At 60.4% G+C, this 18593-nt stretch carries 14 protein-coding genes and 2 pseudogenes; 7 read left to right on the top strand and 9 right to left on the bottom strand.

The window, feature by feature from the left end; translation table 11 throughout:
• Positions 1–306 precede the first annotated feature (306 nt).
• Both purU and AK821_RS31465 read left to right on the top strand, forming a co-directional pair.
• Positions 307–1155, top strand: coding sequence for a formyltetrahydrofolate deformylase (gene purU, locus AK821_RS22640; protein WP_007912774.1), 849 nt, complete (start codon positions 307–309; stop codon positions 1153–1155).
• 84 nt (positions 1156–1239) lie between these two features.
• Positions 1240–1398: pseudogene (locus AK821_RS31465) on the top strand (hypothetical protein); the annotation flags it as partial.
• A 3-nt stretch (positions 1399–1401) separates the two neighbouring features.
• Here the strand turns inward: AK821_RS31465 and AK821_RS22635 are convergent.
• The 5 genes and pseudogenes from AK821_RS22635 to AK821_RS31455 form a co-directional block, all read right to left on the bottom strand.
• Positions 1402–2397 (bottom strand): lysylphosphatidylglycerol synthase transmembrane domain-containing protein, encoded by a 996-nt coding sequence (locus AK821_RS22635; RefSeq protein ID WP_064391818.1) that lies wholly within the window; start codon positions 2395–2397, stop codon positions 1402–1404.
• The gene (locus tag AK821_RS22630; RefSeq protein WP_064391817.1) at positions 2394–3170 is read right to left on the bottom strand and encodes a DUF2334 domain-containing protein; all 777 of its coding nucleotides are present in this window, start codon (positions 3168–3170) and stop codon (positions 2394–2396) included. The genes AK821_RS22635 and AK821_RS22630 overlap by 4 nt, the downstream gene beginning before the upstream one ends.
• Positions 3163–4284, bottom strand: coding sequence for a glycosyltransferase family 4 protein (locus AK821_RS22625; protein WP_236708333.1), 1122 nt, complete (start codon positions 4282–4284; stop codon positions 3163–3165). The genes AK821_RS22630 and AK821_RS22625 overlap by 8 nt, the downstream gene beginning before the upstream one ends.
• A gap of 273 nt (positions 4285–4557) precedes the next feature.
• A complete protein-coding gene (locus AK821_RS31460; protein ID WP_371043227.1) occupies positions 4558–5322 on the bottom strand; it encodes a methyl-accepting chemotaxis protein in 765 nt (254 codons plus the stop codon).
• Positions 5323–5415: 93 nt separating this feature from the next.
• A pseudogene (locus AK821_RS31455) lies at positions 5416–6447 on the bottom strand (HAMP domain-containing protein); the annotation flags it as partial.
• 188 nt (positions 6448–6635) lie between these two features.
• Here AK821_RS31455 and AK821_RS22615 point away from each other — a divergent pair.
• Complete coding sequence (locus AK821_RS22615) at positions 6636–8123, top strand: helicase HerA-like domain-containing protein (RefSeq protein WP_064392140.1); 1488 nt, start codon at positions 6636–6638, stop codon at positions 8121–8123.
• A 108-nt stretch (positions 8124–8231) separates the two neighbouring features.
• On the opposite strand, the gene AK821_RS22610 is transcribed toward AK821_RS22615, so the two are convergent.
• The gene (locus tag AK821_RS22610; protein ID WP_064391811.1) at positions 8232–8687 is read right to left on the bottom strand and encodes a DUF721 domain-containing protein; all 456 of its coding nucleotides are present in this window, start codon (positions 8685–8687) and stop codon (positions 8232–8234) included.
• A 308-nt stretch (positions 8688–8995) separates the two neighbouring features.
• Here AK821_RS22610 and secA point away from each other — a divergent pair, with 308 nt between their 5' ends.
• The 4 genes from secA (at position 8996) to AK821_RS22590 (ending at position 14806) form a co-directional block, all read left to right on the top strand.
• The gene (gene secA, locus AK821_RS22605) at positions 8996–11731 is read left to right on the top strand and encodes a preprotein translocase subunit SecA (protein ID WP_064391810.1); all 2736 of its coding nucleotides are present in this window, start codon (positions 8996–8998) and stop codon (positions 11729–11731) included.
• 122 nt (positions 11732–11853) lie between these two features.
• On the top strand, positions 11854–13071 hold the full coding sequence (gene argJ / locus AK821_RS22600; RefSeq protein WP_064391808.1) for a bifunctional glutamate N-acetyltransferase/amino-acid acetyltransferase ArgJ: 1218 nt from the start codon (positions 11854–11856) through the stop codon (positions 13069–13071).
• Positions 13072–13229: 158 nt separating this feature from the next.
• Positions 13230–13862 (top strand): glutathione S-transferase family protein, encoded by a 633-nt coding sequence (locus AK821_RS22595; RefSeq protein ID WP_064391806.1) that lies wholly within the window; start codon positions 13230–13232, stop codon positions 13860–13862.
• Positions 13859–14806 (top strand): Nudix family hydrolase, encoded by a 948-nt coding sequence (locus AK821_RS22590; RefSeq protein WP_064391804.1) that lies wholly within the window; start codon positions 13859–13861, stop codon positions 14804–14806. The genes AK821_RS22595 and AK821_RS22590 overlap by 4 nt, the downstream gene beginning before the upstream one ends.
• A gap of 120 nt (positions 14807–14926) precedes the next feature.
• Here the strand turns inward: AK821_RS22590 and AK821_RS22585 are convergent, their stop codons facing one another.
• Genes AK821_RS22585 through AK821_RS22575 form a run of 3 tightly spaced genes read right to left on the bottom strand, consistent with a single transcriptional unit; the run spans position 14927 to position 18520 of the window.
• The gene (locus AK821_RS22585; RefSeq protein WP_064391802.1) at positions 14927–15517 is read right to left on the bottom strand and encodes a cob(I)yrinic acid a,c-diamide adenosyltransferase; all 591 of its coding nucleotides are present in this window, start codon (positions 15515–15517) and stop codon (positions 14927–14929) included.
• Between the two features lie 3 nt (positions 15518–15520).
• On the bottom strand, positions 15521–17557 hold the full coding sequence (locus AK821_RS22580; RefSeq protein ID WP_064391800.1) for a sensor histidine kinase: 2037 nt from the start codon (positions 17555–17557) through the stop codon (positions 15521–15523).
• Between the two features lie 45 nt (positions 17558–17602).
• Positions 17603–18520, bottom strand: a complete 918-nt coding sequence (locus tag AK821_RS22575; RefSeq protein ID WP_064391798.1) for a putative 2-dehydropantoate 2-reductase — start codon at positions 18518–18520, stop codon at positions 17603–17605.
• Positions 18521–18593: the final 73 nt, after the last annotated feature.

Below are 18593 nucleotides of genomic sequence, written 5' to 3'. Positions count from 1 at the left end.
GGGACAGTGGCGCAATAATAGTCAGGGTGTTTCATCAAGTAAACATTTAACCGGAGTTTTTATTTGAATTAGTTGCAGGGTATTAGCGACAAACTGAATATTCAGTTAAATAGTGTGATGCAGTCATCACAGATATTCACACTTGTCTGATCAAACGGTGCTGTCGGCGCGCCATCATGCTGACGATTATCCCCGTGAAAACGTCGTACGCCGTGGCCGCGCCCACGCCAGCACTCATCGATACTGCAGTTTTCCTGCGCAGTCGCTAGAATGGCGGCCTTTGCGAAGTTCTGGAGTTTTCCCCTCATGCGCACTTTTCGGCTGGTGATATCTTGCCCGGACCGCGTTGGCATCGTTGCCAAAGTCAGTAATTTTCTGGCAGCCCACAATGGCTGGATCACCGAAGCGAGCCACCACTCGGATAATCAGGTCGGCTGGTTCTTCATGCGTCACGAAATTCGTGCCGATTCGCTGCCATTCGGTATTGAAGTATTGCGCGAGAAGTTTGCGCCAATCGCCGAAGAGTTTTCGATGGACTGGCGTATTACCGATACCGAGCAGAAAAAACGCGTCGTGCTGATGGCCAGCCGCGAATCTCACTGCCTCGCCGACTTGCTGCACCGCTGGCACAGCGACGAACTGGACTGTGAGATCTCCTGCGTGATTTCCAACCACGATGACCTGCGCAGCATGGTCGAGTGGCACGGCATTCCTTATTACCATGTCCCGGTCAATCCGCAGGACAAGCAACCGGCCTTCGACGAAGTGTCGCGTCTGGTCAAACAGCACGATGCCGAAGTGGTCGTGCTGGCGCGCTACATGCAGATCCTGCCGCCGGACATGTGCCGTGAATACGCGCACAAGGTGATCAACATTCACCACAGCTTCCTGCCATCGTTCGTTGGCGCGAAGCCGTACCACCAGGCTTCCCTGCGTGGCGTGAAACTGATCGGCGCGACCTGCCACTATGTGACCGAAGAGCTGGACGCCGGCCCGATCATCGAGCAGGACGTGGTACGCGTCAGCCACAGTGACAGCATCGAAGACATGGTGCGTTTCGGCCGTGACGTCGAGAAGATGGTGTTGGCCCGTGGCCTGCGTTATCACCTCGAAGATCGCGTGCTGGTGCACGGCAACAAGACTGTGGTGTTCTGATCGAGCGCCCGCAGGCTTGAAAAACCAAGGGTCTGGGCGTTCAATCGTCCAGACCCTTTGTCATTTCTGCTTTGAGGAAAAGCCATGACCGATCCACTGGACAAAGCCACTTCCAAAGCACCGGCGACGTTGGGCGAGGGTTGTTTGAGTCGCTACGACCCGGAGGACATGAGCTCGGAGGATGGCACCGAGTTTCCCGGTGCGGCTGAATTGTGGGAGCAGGTAAAACCAGAGTCGGACGATCTTTTAAGCTTGACGCACTTTCATCAGTTTCCTCAGCAACGGCCGCCCCAGCATCAACAAAAACACCGGGCCACCCACCAGCAGATAAAAGTAATACGTCACCACCCGCCAGATCAGAATCGCCGCTGCTGCCGTCGATTTCCCCACCATCGGCGCCAACAGCGCCGCCGAGGTCAATTCCGCCGCCCCCGCGCCACCTGGCAACAGACTGAACTGCCCGGCGCCGAGCGAAAGCATCTGCACCAGGAAACTCCAGGCCCACTGCAAGTCCGCGCCAAGCCCGCGCAACGCCAGATACAACACGCTGTAGCGCAGCAACCAATGCACGCAGGTCAGGGCAAAGACTTTGACCAGTGTCTGCCATGGCAACTTCAAGGTGTCGGTGAATGCCGCGAGAAAGTGCAGCAACTTGCGCGCCCAGCGCCGTCGAGTAATGGCGCTGACGTTCATCCTGGCCAACAAGCGGCCGCTGAGGCGAATCAATACGCGGTGATAACGCGCCACCAGCACGCAACTGAACAAGCCACCCAACAACGAAACCGCACTGACCATCAGCAGCCATTCCAGGCGATCACTGAGGTGCTGAAACAGCGCGTAAATCAGAATCCCGCTTAGCGCACAAAGAAAGAACAGCAGGTCACTCAGTTGATCCATGGCGAACACAGCGCTGCCCCGCGCCGGGCGCACGCCGCTGCGAGCGAGCAGGGCCATGATCGTCAACGGCCCGCCGCTGCCGCCGGGTGTGGCGCAATAGGCGAATTCGGCGGCCATCACCACGCCGAGACTTCTCATTGGCGTGACCCGGTCGCGTTGATCGCCGAGCAACAGACGCAAGCGCAGGGTGTTGATGCCCCAGCAGAGCAGAATCATGCCGAACATGATCAACAACCACAGCAGCGGAAAACTTTGCAGGCGCGCCCAGGTGTCGCCACCGCCAAGCACGACCGGAATCAGCACGGCCGCGAGCAGGCCGATCAGCAACAAAATACTGCGGCTCATGCGGCGTGTTCCCGTTGACCGCGCTGTCGGGCGAGCCAGTTGATTTTGGTCATCGGTTTGCGTCCTTCGGCGAGCACACGTTCAAGGGTGTGCAGCCAGTAATCACGGGAAAAACCGTGGCGCATGTCCACGGGGTGCAAGCCTAGCCGAATCACCGGTGCCTGACGCCAGCGCTGCTGACGCTGCTCGCTGACTATTTTTGACAAGCCCCGACGCCAGGCGCTGCGGGCGCTCCAGACCAGCCCCGGCGCGTCGATGGCGGTGAAATCCGGTAATCGATAAAGATGCTGCGGATCACTGGTGTAGCTCAGCGGCAATTCGCGCAGTGCCTGACGGGTGCCATCGCTCATCAACCACGCCGGGGCGACGAAGCCGTGCAGTGGCCAGTCATGGCGCTGGAACACTTCGATACCGGCGCGCACACGGGCGAGGGCGGCTTCACGGGACAAACGATAGAACTCCCCTTCATGGGTGTAAACACGGCGCATGAACCAGTCGCGCGGCGTGGTCGGGGCAGGCTCTTGGTCGTCGTGGAAATACCCGTGCAACGCCAACTCATCGCCACGGGCGACACGCTTATCGAGCATTCGACAAAACGCCGGATGATCGTCGAGGGCCTCGTGCCGGTGGAAATCGGGCACCACCAGCCAGGTCAGCGGCACATTGCCCAGTGCATCGACCGCCTCGACAAAGGCCTGATAGTCCGCCCACGTCGACGGCGCCACGTCATGCAGCACCAGCAATACGGCGGGCGCACGCGGGGACTCAAGCATTGGCCACCCGTGGCAAGGTGTGGCCGAGGGCGGCGTGATAATGACTGAGCAGGCTGTCGACGACGGTGTCCCAGGCGTAATAGCGTTCGACGTGCTGACGCGCTTGCTGGCCGAGGTTTGCGCAGCCGCGGCTGTACAACTCGCGCACGGCATTGGCCATGGCCTGCGGATTGTTTGGTGTGCACAGCAGACCGCAGGATTCGTCGACGATTTCTTCGAACGCTCCGGCAGCGACGGCGACCACCGGAATGCCGCACGCCATCGCTTCGAGGATCACCAGACCAAAGGTTTCCTGATCACCGGCATGCAACAGCGCATCGGCACTGGCCATCAGGCGTGCGACCTTCGGCGCCGGGCAGAATTCGTCGATCACCGTCACGTTGTCCGGCACCAGCGCCGGCATTGATGAGCCGACCAGCAGCAGGTGATAGCGCGGGCCGAGGCGCTGCATGCACTTGAGCAGCACCGGCAGGTTTTTCTCCTTCGAACCACGCCCGGCGAAAATCAGCAGACGCGTGTCTTCGGCCAGACCCAGTTCTGCGCGCAGACCAAGGTCACGAGCCTCGGGGTGGAAGGTTTGCAGATCCACACCCAATGGTTGAACGTAGACATTGCGCACGCCCAGGCCAATCAGTTTGTCGGCCATCGCCTGGCTTGGCGCGAGCACGCGGTCGAAGTTGCCGTAAAGCCTGGTGACATAAGCCTCGACATTCGGCGTGACCCAATGGCCCATGCGATTGCTGACCAGCAACGGCAGGTCCGAGTGATAGAAGCCGATGACCGGCACGTCCAGCGTCCGCCGTGCATCCAGAGCGGCCCAAGCCGTAAGGTAGGGATCGCCGACTTCAATCAGATCCGGCTGCAAATCCTCCAGGACATTTCGCCAAGGAGCCAGACGCAGCGGAAAACGGTAACCCTTGCCGAAGGGCAGGGCCGGGGCAGGCACCGTGTAGAGGCCGTCGTGTTCGCCGAAGTCGGCGCCGGGGATCAGCAGGCTGTGGCGAATGCCGGGCCTGACGCCCAACCGGCGGTGTTTGGCATCCAGATAAGTCCGCACGCCACCGCTGGCCGGGGCGTAGAACATGGTGATGTCGGCGATGTGCACGGTGATCAACCCTCCGCTGCGTGGTTCTCCCTTGGTTGACCTTTATCAAGAATAGATGTTCGGTCGGGATTGCGCGGTAGAGCTGAAGAGCTTCAGAGCGGAAGAGCCCCTCACCCTAACCCTCTCCCGGAGGGAGAGGGGACTGACCGAGGTGTCTGGGCTTGATTCATCGACCTGAACGTCTTCAGTCGAACTCAGGTTTTGAACAGCATGAAGATCGGCTCCCTTTCCCCCTCGCCCCCCTGGGGAAGAGGGCTGGGGTGAGGGGGTAGGCTTTTGATCTTAAATCCGGAAACTACCCACAAGCTGTTTCAACCGCGAAGCCTGCTGCTCCAGATCCGAGCAAGCCCGCAACGTCGCCTGCAGGTTCTCCACGCCTTCCTGGTTCAGCGTGTTGATCTCGGTGATGTCGACGTTGATCGACTCGACCACAGCGGTCTGCTCCTCGGTCGCGGTCGCCACCGACTGGTTCATCCCGTCGATCTCGCCAATACGCTGGGTCACGCTGTTCAAACGCTCCCCGGCGAGGTTGGCAATTTCCACGCTGTCCTGGCTGTGGCGCTGGCTGTCACTCATGGTGCTCACCGATTCACGGGCGCCGACTTGCAGCTCCTCGATCATCGTTTGCACTTGCTGCGCCGATTCCTGGGTGCGATGCGCCAGATTGCGCACTTCATCCGCCACCACGGCGAAACCACGGCCGGCCTCACCGGCACGCGCAGCTTCGATCGCGGCATTGAGCGCCAGCAGGTTGGTCTGCTGGGAAATGCTGGTGATCACTTCAAGAATCTGGCCGATGTTCACGGTTTTGCTGTTCAGCGATTCGATATTGCTGCTCGACGCGCTGAGCATGCTCGACAGCTGATTCATCGCCTTGATGCTGCGATCCACCACTTGCTGGCCATCTTCCGCCAGACCGCGAGCATCGCTGGCCTGGTTCGAGGCCTGCGCAGCGTTGCGGGCGATTTCCTGTGCCGCAGCGCCGAGCTGGTTGATCGCTGCAGCCACGCTGCTGGTACGCGAGGCCTGTTGATCAGAGTTGTACATCGACGAGTTCGACGCAGCGACCACGCGCAGGGCGACTTCGTTGACTTGCCCGGTGGCCGACGACACTTCGCGGATCGAGCCGTGGATACGCTCGACGAAGCGGTTGAATGCGGTACCCAGAACACCGAACTCATCGTTATTGACGATGGTCAGGCGTTTGGTCAGGTCGCCTTCGCCGTCGGCAATGTCTTCCATGGCGCGGGTCATGACGTGCAGCGGCTGGATCAGGATGCGAATCAGCATGCCAAGCAGAGCAAGGATGATCGCCACGGCAATCACCGTGGCAATCACCGCCGACGTACGGAACTCGCTGAGCATCGCGAACGCCTGATCCTTGTCCACCGACAGACCGATGTACCAGTTCACTGACGGCAAGCCTTTGATCGGCGCGAAGGTGACGATGCGGGTTTTGCCATCAACGGTGACTTCACTGAAGTCGCTGCTGATGCGCGGGGTGTCCTGTGGATAGGCTTCCTTTAGTGATTTCATCACCAGGGCTTTGTCCGGGTGGACGAGGATCTTGCCGTCGGCGCTGACCAGGAATACATAACCCATGCCGTCGAAGTCGCGGGCGGCGAGGGTGTCGACCAGCGATTGCAGGCTCAAGTCGCCGCCTACCACGCCGACGCTCTGGCCGGCCTTTTTCGAGGCGGTAGCAATCGAGATGATCAACTGGCCGGTAGCCGCGTCGATATACGGTTCGGTCAGCGTCGAAGTGCTGCTGCTCTCGGCACCTTTATACCAAGGGCGCACGCGTGGATCGAAACCGTCCGGCATCTTCGTGTCCGGGCGGATAGTGAAATGCCCGGTGGCATCGCCCAGATAAGTGGCCATGAACGTCGAGGTCAGGGTCTTCTGTTCGAGCAGGATGGCGACGTTGGCGGGTTCGGGATTGATCGAAATGTTCTGGGCGGCGTTCTCGATCAGCAGAATGCGACCGTTGAGCCAGGTCTGGATGCTGCCGGCCGTGACCTCGCCCATTTCGTTGAGATAGTTGTTCAGGTCATCGCGGATCGCATTGCGCTGTAGCCAGTCGTTGTACAAGGTAAACGAGGCGAAGGCGGCAATGACGATGAGGGCGGCGGCAAGCAAGATTTTATGGCTGAAGCGCAGATTTTTGTTCATGGCTTGGGGTTCCGCTAAGGTCTTAGTGTCCAGGGCGTGCTTTTATAGAGGCGCGCGAAATGGGCAACGGTGAAAACAAGCTGATATTTCCGTCTCTCCTTAGGGAAATGTCCGGCCCGACTTATGGTCGGGCTCTCACCTTTGTGTATCGGCCATGCAGAATCAAAGATTAACCATTGGGTGACAAAATGCCTGACTCATCGCAACTCGTTATCGGCGCCGACCTCGCGGGGCAACAGCTTGGTCAGGCCATGCGCCTGGCGAACCGCCACGGGCTGGTCGCCGGCGCCACCGGTACCGGTAAAACCGTTACCTTGCAACGTCTGGCCGAAGCGTTCAGTGACGCCGGGGTCGCGGTGTTTGCCGCTGACATCAAGGGCGATCTGTGTGGCCTCGGTGCTGCCGGCAACCCGCAGGGCAAGGTTGCCGAGCGCATTGGCGGGATGCCGTGGCTCAACTACAAGGCGCAGGCTTATCCGGTGACCTTGTGGGATATCCACGGCGAATCCGGTCATCCGTTGCGCACTACGTTGAGTGAAATGGGCCCGTTGTTGATCGGCAGCCTGCTGGAACTGACCGACAGTCAGCAGGCGGCGCTCTACGCAGCGTTCAAGGTCGCTGATCGTGAAGGCCTGTTGCTGCTGGACCTGAAGGACCTGAAAGCGCTGCTCAATCACCTCAAGGACAACCCGCAACTGTTGGGCGAAGACGCTGCATTGATGACCACCGGTTCCAGCCAGGCGCTGTTGCGCCGCCTGGCGACACTGGAACAGCAGGGCGCCGAAGCCTTGTTTGGCGAGCCGGCGCTGCAACTCGAAGACATTCTGCAACCGGCGGCTGATGGCCGTGGGCGCATTCATCTATTGGACGCCAGTCGTCTGGTGCATGAGGCGCCGAAAGTCTACGCGACGTTCCTGTTGTGGCTGCTGGCTGAGCTGTTTGAGCAACTGCCCGAACGCGGCGATGCCGACAAACCGCTGCTGGCGTTGTTTTTCGATGAGGCGCATTTGTTGTTCGGCGATACGCCCAAGGCTTTGCAGGCGCGTCTGGAACAAGTGGTGCGGCTGATTCGCTCGAAAGGCGTTGGTGTGTATTTCGTCACCCAGTCGCCTGCGGACTTGCCCGATGATGTGCTGGCCCAGCTTGGCCTGCGAATCCAGCATGGCTTGCGCGCCTTCACCGCCAGGGAGCAGAAATCCCTGCGCGCGGTGGCAGATGGCTTCCGGCCGAATCCGGCGTTCGATACGTTGTCGGTGTTGACGGAGTTGGGGATCGGCGAAGCGTTGGTCGGAACCCTTGCCGAGAAGGGCACGCCGGAAATGGTCCAGCGTGTGCTGGTGGCGCCACCGCAATCGCGAATCGGGCCGCTGACCGAGACCGAACGAACCGTGCTGATTGCCGGATCGCCGTTCAAGGGCCGCTATGACAAGCCGATCGATCGTGAGTCGGCGTATGAGATTCTCATGGGGCGTAAAGGCTTGGCGCCTGACGCCGAGGCACCCGCCGGCAAGCCTGCGGTTGAAGAACCAAGCCTCGCCGACAGGGCCGGAGAGTTTCTCGGCACCGCTGCCGGGCAAGCGCTGAAATCCGCCATGCGCCAGGCGGCCAACAATCTGGGCAAACAACTGGTACGCGGCCTTATGGGCTCTTTACTCGGTGGCAGCAAACGCCGCTGATCCAATGTAGGAGTGAGCCTGCTCGCGATTGCGGTATGCCAGTCACGACAATGTCGACTGTTTCACCGCTATCGCGAGCAGGCTCACTCCTGCAATTATTGATAGCTGTCAGGTTTTGTCTTTCGCGTGCGCCGCCAGGCGTTCCAGCGCCGCGCGCAACCCCGGATCACTGATCCCGTCTGCTGTCGCCTGAATCGTCGCCGCCGCATCCGTCGACAAATCCATGGTATGCCCGGTCGCTCCGCGCTGCACCGTCGGCGGCTGCACCTTGAACAGAATCCGCGTCAAACTGGCGAACTCATCGAACATCTGCAGTTGCCGCTGCAAACGCTTTTGCTGGTAGCGCAAGCGTGTGGCCCAATGGCCATCGGTGACAATCAGCAGCAAACTGCCCTCGCGCCACGACGCCACATGGCAGTGTTCGCGGGCGGCGGGTTGCAGTTGACTTTCGAGCAGGCGCTGCAAATGGCCCAGTCGCTGGGCATGGCCGAGGATGGCCTTGAGCGGCTTGGCTTCGCGCAAGAGAACGGCGGGTGCTCTGGCCGTAAGAGGGCGAAATGCCATGATCGAACACCTGAAGTAACAGAATCGCCATGGTAGCAGAAAGGCCGAACTCACTCGCCCATTGCTTTTGCCCCCGCTTTACCCATTAAATCAACGACTAACTTCTGCCTTGTATGACTTGAAGTTGAGCAAAACGCCCCTATTTTAAGTGAGCCCCGTCAAAGCGCAGTGCCAGCATCGTGGAATATCGCCACTTTCCTCACTTCCGTTTCCGGGTAGAATGCTCGTTCGCATGCGGCCATGAGGGCTGCACGGGCGACGCTCACGGGGCCGCCCTCCATCCCTTTAGTGTGGAAGATCCTGCCGATATGTTTGCGCCTTTGTTAAAGAAACTTTTTGGAAGCAAGAACGAGCGTGAAGTCAAACGCATGCTCAAGACGGTGCAGCTCGTCAATGCCTTCGAAGAGCAAATGGTGGCCCTTTCGGACGATCAATTGCGCGCCAAGACCAATGAGTTCAAGGCCCGCATCGCCAAAGGGGAAACCCTCGACAAGCTGTTGCCAGAAGCTTTTGCGGTCGCCCGCGAAGCCGGCAAGCGCATCATGGGTATGCGTCACTTCGACGTGCAGCTCGTCGGTGGCATGACCTTGCACGAAGGCAAGATCGCCGAAATGCGCACCGGTGAGGGTAAAACCCTCGTAGCGACCCTGGGTGTTTACCTCAACGCATTGTCCGGCAAGGGCGTGCACGTTGTGACAGTGAACGACTACCTGGCGCGTCGTGACGCCAACTGGATGCGCCCGCTGTATGAATTCCTCGGCCTGACCGTCGGCGTCGTGACGCCGTTCCAGCCGCCGGAAGAGAAGCGTCTGGCCTACGCCGCCGACATCACCTACGGCACCAACAACGAATTCGGTTTCGACTACCTGCGCGACAACATGGCGTTCAGCATGGAAGAAAAATTCCAGCGCGAACTCAACTTTGCCGTGATCGACGAAGTCGACTCCATCCTCATCGACGAAGCGCGTACCCCGCTGATCATTTCCGGTCAGGCCGAGGATAGCTCCAAGCTGTACATGGAGATCAATAAACTGATCCCGCAGCTGGAACTGCACGTTGAAGAAGTCGAAGGCGAAGTCACCAAGGCTGGCCACTACACCGTTGACGAGAAGACCCGTCAGGTCGAACTCAACGAAGCCGGTCACCAGTTCATCGAAGACATGCTCACCCGCGTCGGCCTGCTGGCTGAAGGCGAGAGCCTGTACTCGGCACATAACCTGGGCCTGCTGACCCACGTGTATGCCGGTCTGCGTGCGCACAAGCTGTTCAACCGCAACATCGAATACATCGTGCAGGACGGCCAGGTCGTACTGGTCGACGAACACACCGGCCGTACCATGCCGGGTCGTCGTCTGTCCGAAGGCCTGCACCAGGCCATCGAGGCCAAGGAAGGTCTGAACATCCAGGCCGAGAGCCAGACGCTGGCATCGACCACGTTCCAGAACTACTTCCGTCTGTACACCAAGCTGTCCGGCATGACCGGTACCGCCGACACCGAAGCGTTCGAATTCCACCAGATCTATGGTCTGGAAGTGATGGTCATTCCGCCGAACAAACCATTGGCGCGTAAAGACTTCAACGATCTGGTGTTCCTCACCGCCGAAGAGAAGTACGCGGCAATCGTTGCCGACATCAAGGAAAGCATGGCGGCCGGTCGTCCGGTGCTGGTGGGTACTGCCACCATCGAAACCTCCGAGCACATGTCCGCATTGCTCGTGAAGGAAGGCATCGAGCACAAGGTTCTCAACGCCAAGTTCCACGAAAAAGAAGCCGAGATCATCGCGCAGGCCGGTCGTCCGGGCGCTCTGACCATCGCCACCAACATGGCCGGTCGTGGTACCGACATCCTGTTGGGCGGTAACTGGGAAGTTGAAGTAGCGTCGCTGGAAAACCCGACCCCTGAGCAGATTGCCCAGATCAAGGCCGACTGGCAGAAGCGTCACCAGCAAGTGCTCGAATCCGGCGGTCTGCAGGTGATTGCGTCCGAGCGTCACGAATCGCGTCGTATCGACAACCAGCTGCGTGGCCGTGCCGGTCGTCAGGGCGATGCCGGTTCGAGCCGCTTCTACCTGTCGCTGGAAGACAGCCTGATGCGCATTTTCGCCTCTGACCGGGTGAAGAACTTCATGAAAGCCCTGGGCATGCAGCCGGGCGAAGCGATCGAGCACCGCATGGTGACCAACGCAATCGAGAAGGCGCAGCGCAAGGTTGAAGGCCGCAACTTCGACATTCGCAAGCAACTGCTCGAGTTCGACGACGTCAACAACGAACAGCGTAAAGTGATCTATCACATGCGTAACACGTTGCTGGCCGCTGACAACATCGGTGAAACCATCGCCGATTTCCGTCAGGACGTGCTCAACGCGACCGTCAGTGCGCACATTCCACCGCAATCGCTGCCAGAGCAGTGGGACGTGGCCGGTCTGGAAGCTTCGATTGCCAGCGACTTTGGCGTGACATTGCCGATCCAGCAATGGCTCGATGAAGACGATCACCTGTACGAAGAAACCCTGCGCGAGAAGCTCATGACCGAGCTGATGGCGGCGTACAACGAGAAAGAAGATCAGGCTGGTGCGGAAGCACTGCGCTCCTTCGAGAAGCAAATCGTTCTGCGCGTGCTGGACGATCTGTGGAAAGACCACCTGTCGACCATGGATCACCTGCGTCACGGTATCCACCTGCGTGGCTATGCCCAGAAGAACCCGAAGCAGGAGTACAAGCGCGAGTCGTTCACGCTGTTCTCCGAGCTGCTCGATTCGATCAAGCGCGACTCGATCCGTGTGCTGTCGCACGTTCAGGTTCGCCGCGAAGATCCGGAAGCCGAAGAGCAACGTCTGCGTCAGGAAGCCGAAGCACTGGCCGCCCGCATGCAGTTCGAACACGCTGAAGCCCCGGGCCTGGAGCAACCGGAAATACTCGGTGAAGAGGTCGATGTGGCCCTCGCCACTGCGCCGGTTCGCAACGAGCAGAAGCTGGGCCGCAACGAACTGTGCTACTGCGGTTCGGGCAAGAAATTCAAGCATTGCCACGGGCAGATCCAGTAAAACCCGTTTCAATCGCTGAAATACCCGCGCCGCGACCGGCTCCTGCCGTCGCGGCGTTTTGCCATTCAAACCACCGTCGCCGCGAGTGACGGTGCTGACTTCATTGAGTAAGGAGCGCATTCATGGCTGTTGGTCTTGGTCCTTTGCCAACGTTGCACCCGGTTGCCGGTTTTGAACTCGGTATCGCCTCGGCCGGCATCAAGCGCCCCGGGCGCAAGGATGTCGTTGTGATGCGCTGCGCCGAAGGCTCGACCGTTGCGGGCGTGTTCACCTTGAACGCGTTTTGCGCGGCACCGGTGATCCTGGCGAAAAAACGCGTGCAGAATGCTGTGCGCTATCTGCTGACCAACACTGGCAATGCCAACGCTGGGACCGGTGAACCTGGCCTGGCCGCCGCTGAACGCACCACTGCGAAGCTGGCTGAGCTGACCGGCGTTGATGCCAGCCAGATCCTGCCGTACTCCACCGGTGTGATCGGTGAGCCACTGCCAGTCGAGAAGATCGAAGGCGCGCTGCAAGCCGCGCTGGACGACTTGTCGGAAAACAACTGGGAAGCCGCCGCCACCGGCATCATGACCACCGACACCCTGCCGAAGGGCGCCAGCCGTCAGTTCGAACATGACGGCGTGACCATCACCGTTACCGGCATCAGCAAAGGCGCGGGCATGATCCGTCCGAACATGGCGACCATGCTCGGATACATTGCCACTGACGCCAAAGTCTCCCGCGAAGTCCTGCACAATTTGATGCTCGACGGCGCCAACAAGTCGTTCAACCGCATCACCATCGACGGCGACACCTCGACCAACGACTGCTGCATGCTGATCGCTACAGGCAAGGCTGCACTGCCGGAAATCACCCGCGCTGAAGGCGAGTTGTTCGCCAAACTGAAGCAAGCGGTATTCGAAGTGTGCATGGAAGTCGCCCAGGCCATCGTGCGTGACGGCGAAGGCGCGACCAAGTTCGTCACCGTTGAAGTGAATGGCGGCGGCAACCATCAGGAATGCCTGGACGTTGGCTACACCGTGGCGCACTCGCCGCTGATCAAGACCGCGCTATTCGCCTCTGACCCGAACTGGGGTCGCATCCTGGCGGCCGTCGGTCGTGCCGGCGTGCCGGATCTGGACGTGAGCAAGATCGACGTGTTCCTCGGCGCCGTGTGCATTGCCAGCCGTGGCGCCCGCGCGGCGACCTACACTGAAGCGCAGGGTTCGGCGGTGATGCAGCAGGAAGAAATCACCATCCGTATCGAACTGGGTCGCGGCGATTGCAGCGAAACCATCTGGACCACTGACCTGTCGCATGAGTACGTGAAGATCAACGCCGAATACCGCACTTGATCCAACCTGAGACCGAGTCGCCTGCATCGCGAGCAGGCTCACTCCCACAGAGATCTGTGTTGTTCACAAATCCCCTGTAGGAGTGAGCCTGCTCGCGATGGCGACCTGTCAGGCACCAAAGATTCTGGACTGTTCCTCCTGATGAAAGGCACCCAACCATGTCCCTGCACCTGATCATCGGCGACAAACTGCTTTCCTCCTGGTCCCTGCGCGCCGCCCTGGCGCTCGAACTGACCGGCGCACCCTACAGCGAAGAACTGATCAAGCTCGGCAAGCCCGACACCCGCGAACTGCTGCTCAAGCATTCGCCGACCGCCAAAGTCCCGCTGCTGCAAACAGCGCGTGGCACCATTGCCGACTCACTGGCCATTGCCGAGTACCTCGCCGAGACATTCCCGTCCGAGCAACTCTGGCCGACGGATATTTTCGCCCGCGCTCAGGCCCGATCCGCCTGCGCCCAAATGCACAGCGGCTTCTTCGCCATGCGCAATCACATGCCATTCAACCTCAACCATGACGCGCCGCTGAACCCGGTACCGCCAGAAGTGAAGGTCGACATCGAACGCATGCTCGCGCTGTGGGCCGAGTGCCGCGCCGCCGCCACCGAGAGCGGACCTTATCTGTTTGGCCGCGTCAGTCTGGCCGATGCCTTCTTCGCGCCGATTGCCGTGCGCCTGCGCACCTATCAGGTGCAACTGCCGGCCGCCGACGAAGCCTATGTTGAAGCCGTCTACCAATGGCCCGCCTTCAAGGCGTGGCAGAAGGCCGGACTGGAGGAATTGAATCCGTGAAACGTGTACACGTCGCCGCCGCCGTCATCCGTGACGACAGCGGCAAAATCCTCATCGCCCGCCGCGCCGACTCTCAGCATCAGGGTGGTCTGTGGGAGTTTCCCGGCGGCAAGGTCGAGGTGGATGAGACAGTTGAAAGCGCACTGGCCCGTGAGCTGCACGAGGAGTTGGGCATCGTCGTTGTTGCTGCCCGGCCGTTGATCAAGGTGCGTCACGACTACCCCGACAAGCAGGTGCTGCTGGATGTCTGGGAAGTCTCGGCATTCACCGGCGAACCTCACGGTGCCGAAGGTCAGCCATTGGCCTGGGTCGCGGCGAAGGAGTTGGTGAACTACGAGTTTCCCGCGGCCAACCAGCCGATCGTAGCGGCGGCGCGTTTGCCGGCTGAATACCTGATCACCCCGGAAGACCTGGAAACCCCGGCGTTACTGCGCGGTATCCAGAAGGCGATTGCCGGTGGGATCAAGTTGATTCAGCTGCGCGCGCCAAATGGCTATGACCCCAAGTATCGCGATTTGGCGGTCGATGCGGCCGGCCTGTGTGCGGGCAAGGCGCAGTTGATGATCAAGGGGCCGTTCGAATGGCTTGGCGATTTCCCGTCGGCCGGTTGGCACATCACCGCTGCGCAATTGCGTAAGTACGCGGCGGCGGGGCGTCCGTTGCCGGCGGAGCGCTGGTTGGCGGCGTCGTGTCACAACGCTGAAGAGTTGGCGCTGGCCGAGCAGATGGGTGTGGACTTTGTGACCTTGTCACCGGTGCAGCCGACGCTGACTCACCCGGATGCGCAGCCGTTGGGCTGGGATCAGGCTGCGGCGTTGATCGAGGGATTCGGTAAGCCGGTGTTTCTGTTGGGTGGGGTAGGCCCGGTGGAGCGCGAAAAAGCCTGGGGCGTTGGTGCACAGGGTGTGGCGGGGATTCGCGCGTTCTGGCCTGATTCTCTGTAAAGGCAGCAGGCCTCATCGCTGGCAAGCCAGCTCCCACAAGGTTTTGTGTCGTTCACAAATGTTGTGTACAACTCGAAACCTGTGGGAGCTGGCTTGCCAGCGATGGCGGCCGGTCAGGCGCTACATCTCTATCTCTGTCGGTTTTGGGGCCGGTTGCCAGAGAATCTCCGCAATCCCCTGCCGCCGCGCAATCAACCGCGCCGCCACAAACAACAAATCCGACAACCGATTGATATACGCCAGCCCGACCCCGGCCAATGGCTCGATCGCATTCAAGTGCTGACACCGCCGCTCGGCACTCCTCGCCAGGCTGCGACACACATGCGCCTGTGCAATCAGCATCGATCCACCCGGCAAAATGAAATTCTCCAGCGGCCCCAGCTCTTCATTCCAGACATCGATCGCTGCCTCCAGCCGTTCGATTTCCGCCGCGTTCAACGCCTGATACTCCGGCATCGCCAGCTCGCCACCGAGATCGAACAGCCGATGCTGACAAGGCGTAAGCACCTCGATCAATTCGTTCAGCCCTGGAAACGCCTCCCGCTCGGCAATCAATCCTGCCAGCAGCACGCCGACCTGACTGTTCAGTGTATCGACCTCGCCAATTGCCTCGATGCGCGGGTGATCCTTTGGCACGCGACGGCCGTCGCCCAGGCCGGTTTCGCCTTTGTCGCCAGTGCGGGTGTAGATCTTCGACAAGCGAAAGCCCATGGGTTACCTCGGTAGTTGACTGGTTTCGGCGCCGATGGCTGCAGGCGGCGTCAACGGCAGACGCAAGGTGAAGCAGGTGCCCTGACCGGGCGCGGACTGCACTTCCATCTGGCCTTTGTGATTGTTGGTGATGATGAAGTACGACACCGACAAGCCAAGTCCGGTGCCCTGACCAATTTCCTTGGTGGTGAAGAACGGCTCGAAGGTGCGTTTGCGCCCGTTCTCGCTCATGCCGATGCCATTGTCTTCGACTTGAATTTCAGCCCACGGCGGATTGAGTCGAGTGCGCAGAATGATCCGCCCCGGCTCGCTGTCGTCTTCGCGCTGGTGAATCGCCTGCGCAGCGTTTTTCAGAAGGTTGAGCAGCACCTGTTCCAGTTCGTTGGCCGTGCCCGGAACCGGGCCGAGTGCCGGGTCGAACTGGCGAATGATCGCCTGCCCCTTGAAGTCGAAACCGATGGCCAGATCGAAGTCGTTGCCAGCGATCTCTACCGCTTGATCGATCAGCGCCGGCAGATCGCACGGCGCCATCTGGCGGGTGCTGCGGCGACGGAAACTGAGCATGTGCGTGACGATTTTCGCCGCCCGTGCGCCGGCCTGCTGAATGCCGTCGAGCAGTTGCGGTACTTCGCGGCCTTGCAGATAACGGTTGACCGTTTCGATTTCAATACCGAGTTGCTCAGCGGTTTCGAGGTTCTTCGGCAGGTCGGCCGACAGCCGCCGGCGAATGTTTTGCACGTTATGCAAGATTGCGCCCAGCGGGTTGTTGATCTCGTGGGCCATACCGGCGGCGAGCCCACCGACCGAGAGCATTTTCTCCGACTGCACCATCATTTCCTCCAGCGACAGGCGCTGGGTAATGTCGTCGATGCGGATAACCACACCGCGTCCGGCACCGCCCATCAGCGGATAAAACGTCAGCGCATAATGCTTGGGCTCATCGTCCTTGAACCACGTTACCCGCTCGATCTTCGCCACAGTGTGCTGTTCGACGGTCTGCTTGAGCTGTGGCAAAAACGGCTTCAACGGTTCGAAGGCGAGGAAAATCGGCTGATTCAGTGCCTCGTCCAGTCGCGTGCCCGAGAGGGCGCTGGCTTCCTGGTTCCATTGGGTGACGTAGAGCTGCTCGTCGAGGGCGATCAGCGCCGAAGGCATCGAGTCGATAATGCTGTTGAGGTAGTTCTGAAAGCCGGTGAGTTTCTTCTCGATCTTGCTGCGCACCTGGACCTCCAGCTCCAGTTTGCGATTGGTGTGACGCGTTTCCTCGGCCAGTCCCTGTGCCTGATCATAAGCCGCTTGCGAGTCGTCGCGGGCGCGCTTGAGCTGTTGCTCGCGGGCTTCGATGCGCGAGAGCATGGTGTTGAACGCCTCGGCGAGGCTGCCGATTTCGTCGTGGTTGCCGCGCGAGGCGCGCAGGGCGTAGTTCTCTTCGCGGGTGACCTGACGCGAGAGTTCTTCCAGTTGATGGATCGGCCGGGTGATCAGGCGTTTGATCTGGCGGGCAATCACCAGCCACAACAGCACGCTGAAGATCAGGATGCCGAGACTGGCGGTCAGGGTGCCGGTGTAGAACGCCATCGGCAGTTCGCTGCTCGCCACCAACAGCAGATGGCCGGGCGCGGTGCCGGGGCGGGGCAGGGTGATCAACTGGTTGCTGCGAAACTCGGTGAGTTGCCAGGCTTCGATGTGCCGATAGCGTTCCGGCAATTTCAGTTTGTCGCCGCGCTGCACCTGCGCGAGGCGTTCGCCTTTGCCGTCATATATCGCAGCGGCGCGTAATGGCGAATAGCTGTCGAGCTCCTTGAGCAGGCGTTCGGCGCTCTCCGGCGATTGCAGGGACTCGCTGACCAGGCTCGGGTTGGCGATCAGTCGGCCGATGGTCTGCAACGCCTGCGGCGCCATGCTCTCCTGAGAGATGTAGTAGGCGGCGCTGATAAAGGTCAGGTTGGCGACCAGCAAAACCGTGGTCAACAACACCAGCAGGGCGGCCAGCAGTTTCTGGCCGACCGGCAGGTTTTCGAGGCGCTGGCGCAATGGCATCAGGTTTATCGCAGCAAAGGAACAAGTGGCCAGCGTAGCCGCTGCTCAGTCGCTGGGCAATCCAAGGCTGCGCAGATGCGCGACGAGGCGCTGCTGCAATTGGTTGAGGTGCGGCAGATTCATTTGATGGCGGGTGGCAACTTTGCAGGCATGGCCCAATAGATAGCTGATTTCGGTGCGGCGCTGGTTGGCCACGTCTTGGTACATCGAGGAGTAATTGGCCGCCGTCGCCTGAATCACCCGTTCGACTTCTTGCTGCAGGTTCTCAGCGGCAGCGGGTTGGCCGCAGTGCTGCAACAACTCGGCGAGTTCGGCGCACAGCGTGGCGACTTCGCAGTGATGATCCTGCAAACCACCGTTGCGGCAGTGGTGCAGCACGGTCAGTGGATTGATCGCGCAGTTGAGCGCCAGTTTGCGCCACAACCGCGTGAGGATATCGGTACTCCACTCGTGGGGAATGTTCGCGGCTTGCAGATCCTCCAGCCAGATCGGCGCGACCGGATGAGTGACATCACCCAGCCAAGTGAAGCCGTGGCCGGCAAACACTACACGCCAGTCGCCATCGCGAAAGGCGCCTTCGGTGCTGGAAGCGCTGATGCAGCGAGCCTGGGGTATCAGGGTGGCGACGGCGTCCTGACTGCCGAGGCCGTTTTGCAGCAGGATCAGATCGGCATCCTCTGTCAGGCGTGGGGCGAGGCGGGCAACAGCGCTTTCGGCGTCATAGGCTTTGCAGGCGACCAGCAAGCGCCGAATCGCCGAGGGGCTGTCTGGCGTTTCGCCCGGCACCGCATAGGTACCGGCCTGGCCTTGTTCAACCAGGGTCAAGCCGCCGGCGGCTTCATAGCTGCGCAGGCGCTCGGTGTTCCGCAGGATCAGTCGGACCGGCAAGCCGGCACGGGCCAGGCGTGTAGCCCACAGCGTGCCGAGACTGCCGGCGCCGAGAATGTGCCAGGTGGTCGACATCAGTTTTTTGCTCGATTGCGTACAGGCATGTGCGGCTCGCCGTGTTCGTAGGAAAAGACCCGTTATAATGAGC

This window comes from Pseudomonas sp. RIT-PI-r, from assembly GCF_001297015.1.
Taxonomy (GTDB): Bacteria; Pseudomonadota; Gammaproteobacteria; order Pseudomonadales; family Pseudomonadaceae; genus Aquipseudomonas.
This window is presented reverse-complemented; position numbering and strand designations above follow the sequence as displayed.

Bases quoted from the DNA above. Each gene is read 5' to 3' on its own strand.
- purU (WP_007912774.1), top strand. From the start codon at position 307: ATGCGCACTTTTCGGCTGGTGATATCTTGCCCGGACCGCGTTGGCATC.
- AK821_RS22635 (WP_064391818.1), bottom strand. From the start codon at position 2,397: ATGAGCCGCAGTATTTTGTTGCTGATCGGCCTGCTCGCGGCCGTGCTG.
- AK821_RS22630 (WP_064391817.1), bottom strand. From the start codon at position 3,170: ATGCTTGAGTCCCCGCGTGCGCCCGCCGTATTGCTGGTGCTGCATGAC.
- AK821_RS31460 (WP_371043227.1), bottom strand. From the start codon at position 5,322: ATGTACAACTCTGATCAACAGGCCTCGCGTACCAGCAGCGTGGCTGCA.
- AK821_RS22615 (WP_064392140.1), top strand. From the start codon at position 6,636: ATGCCTGACTCATCGCAACTCGTTATCGGCGCCGACCTCGCGGGGCAA.
- AK821_RS22610 (WP_064391811.1), bottom strand. From the start codon at position 8,687: ATGGCATTTCGCCCTCTTACGGCCAGAGCACCCGCCGTTCTCTTGCGC.
- secA (WP_064391810.1), top strand. From the start codon at position 8,996: ATGTTTGCGCCTTTGTTAAAGAAACTTTTTGGAAGCAAGAACGAGCGT.
- argJ (WP_064391808.1), top strand. From the start codon at position 11,854: ATGGCTGTTGGTCTTGGTCCTTTGCCAACGTTGCACCCGGTTGCCGGT.
- AK821_RS22595 (WP_064391806.1), top strand. From the start codon at position 13,230: ATGTCCCTGCACCTGATCATCGGCGACAAACTGCTTTCCTCCTGGTCC.
- AK821_RS22585 (WP_064391802.1), bottom strand. From the start codon at position 15,517: ATGGGCTTTCGCTTGTCGAAGATCTACACCCGCACTGGCGACAAAGGC.
- AK821_RS22580 (WP_064391800.1), bottom strand. From the start codon at position 17,557: ATGCCATTGCGCCAGCGCCTCGAAAACCTGCCGGTCGGCCAGAAACTG.
- AK821_RS22575 (WP_064391798.1), bottom strand. From the start codon at position 18,520: ATGTCGACCACCTGGCACATTCTCGGCGCCGGCAGTCTCGGCACGCTG.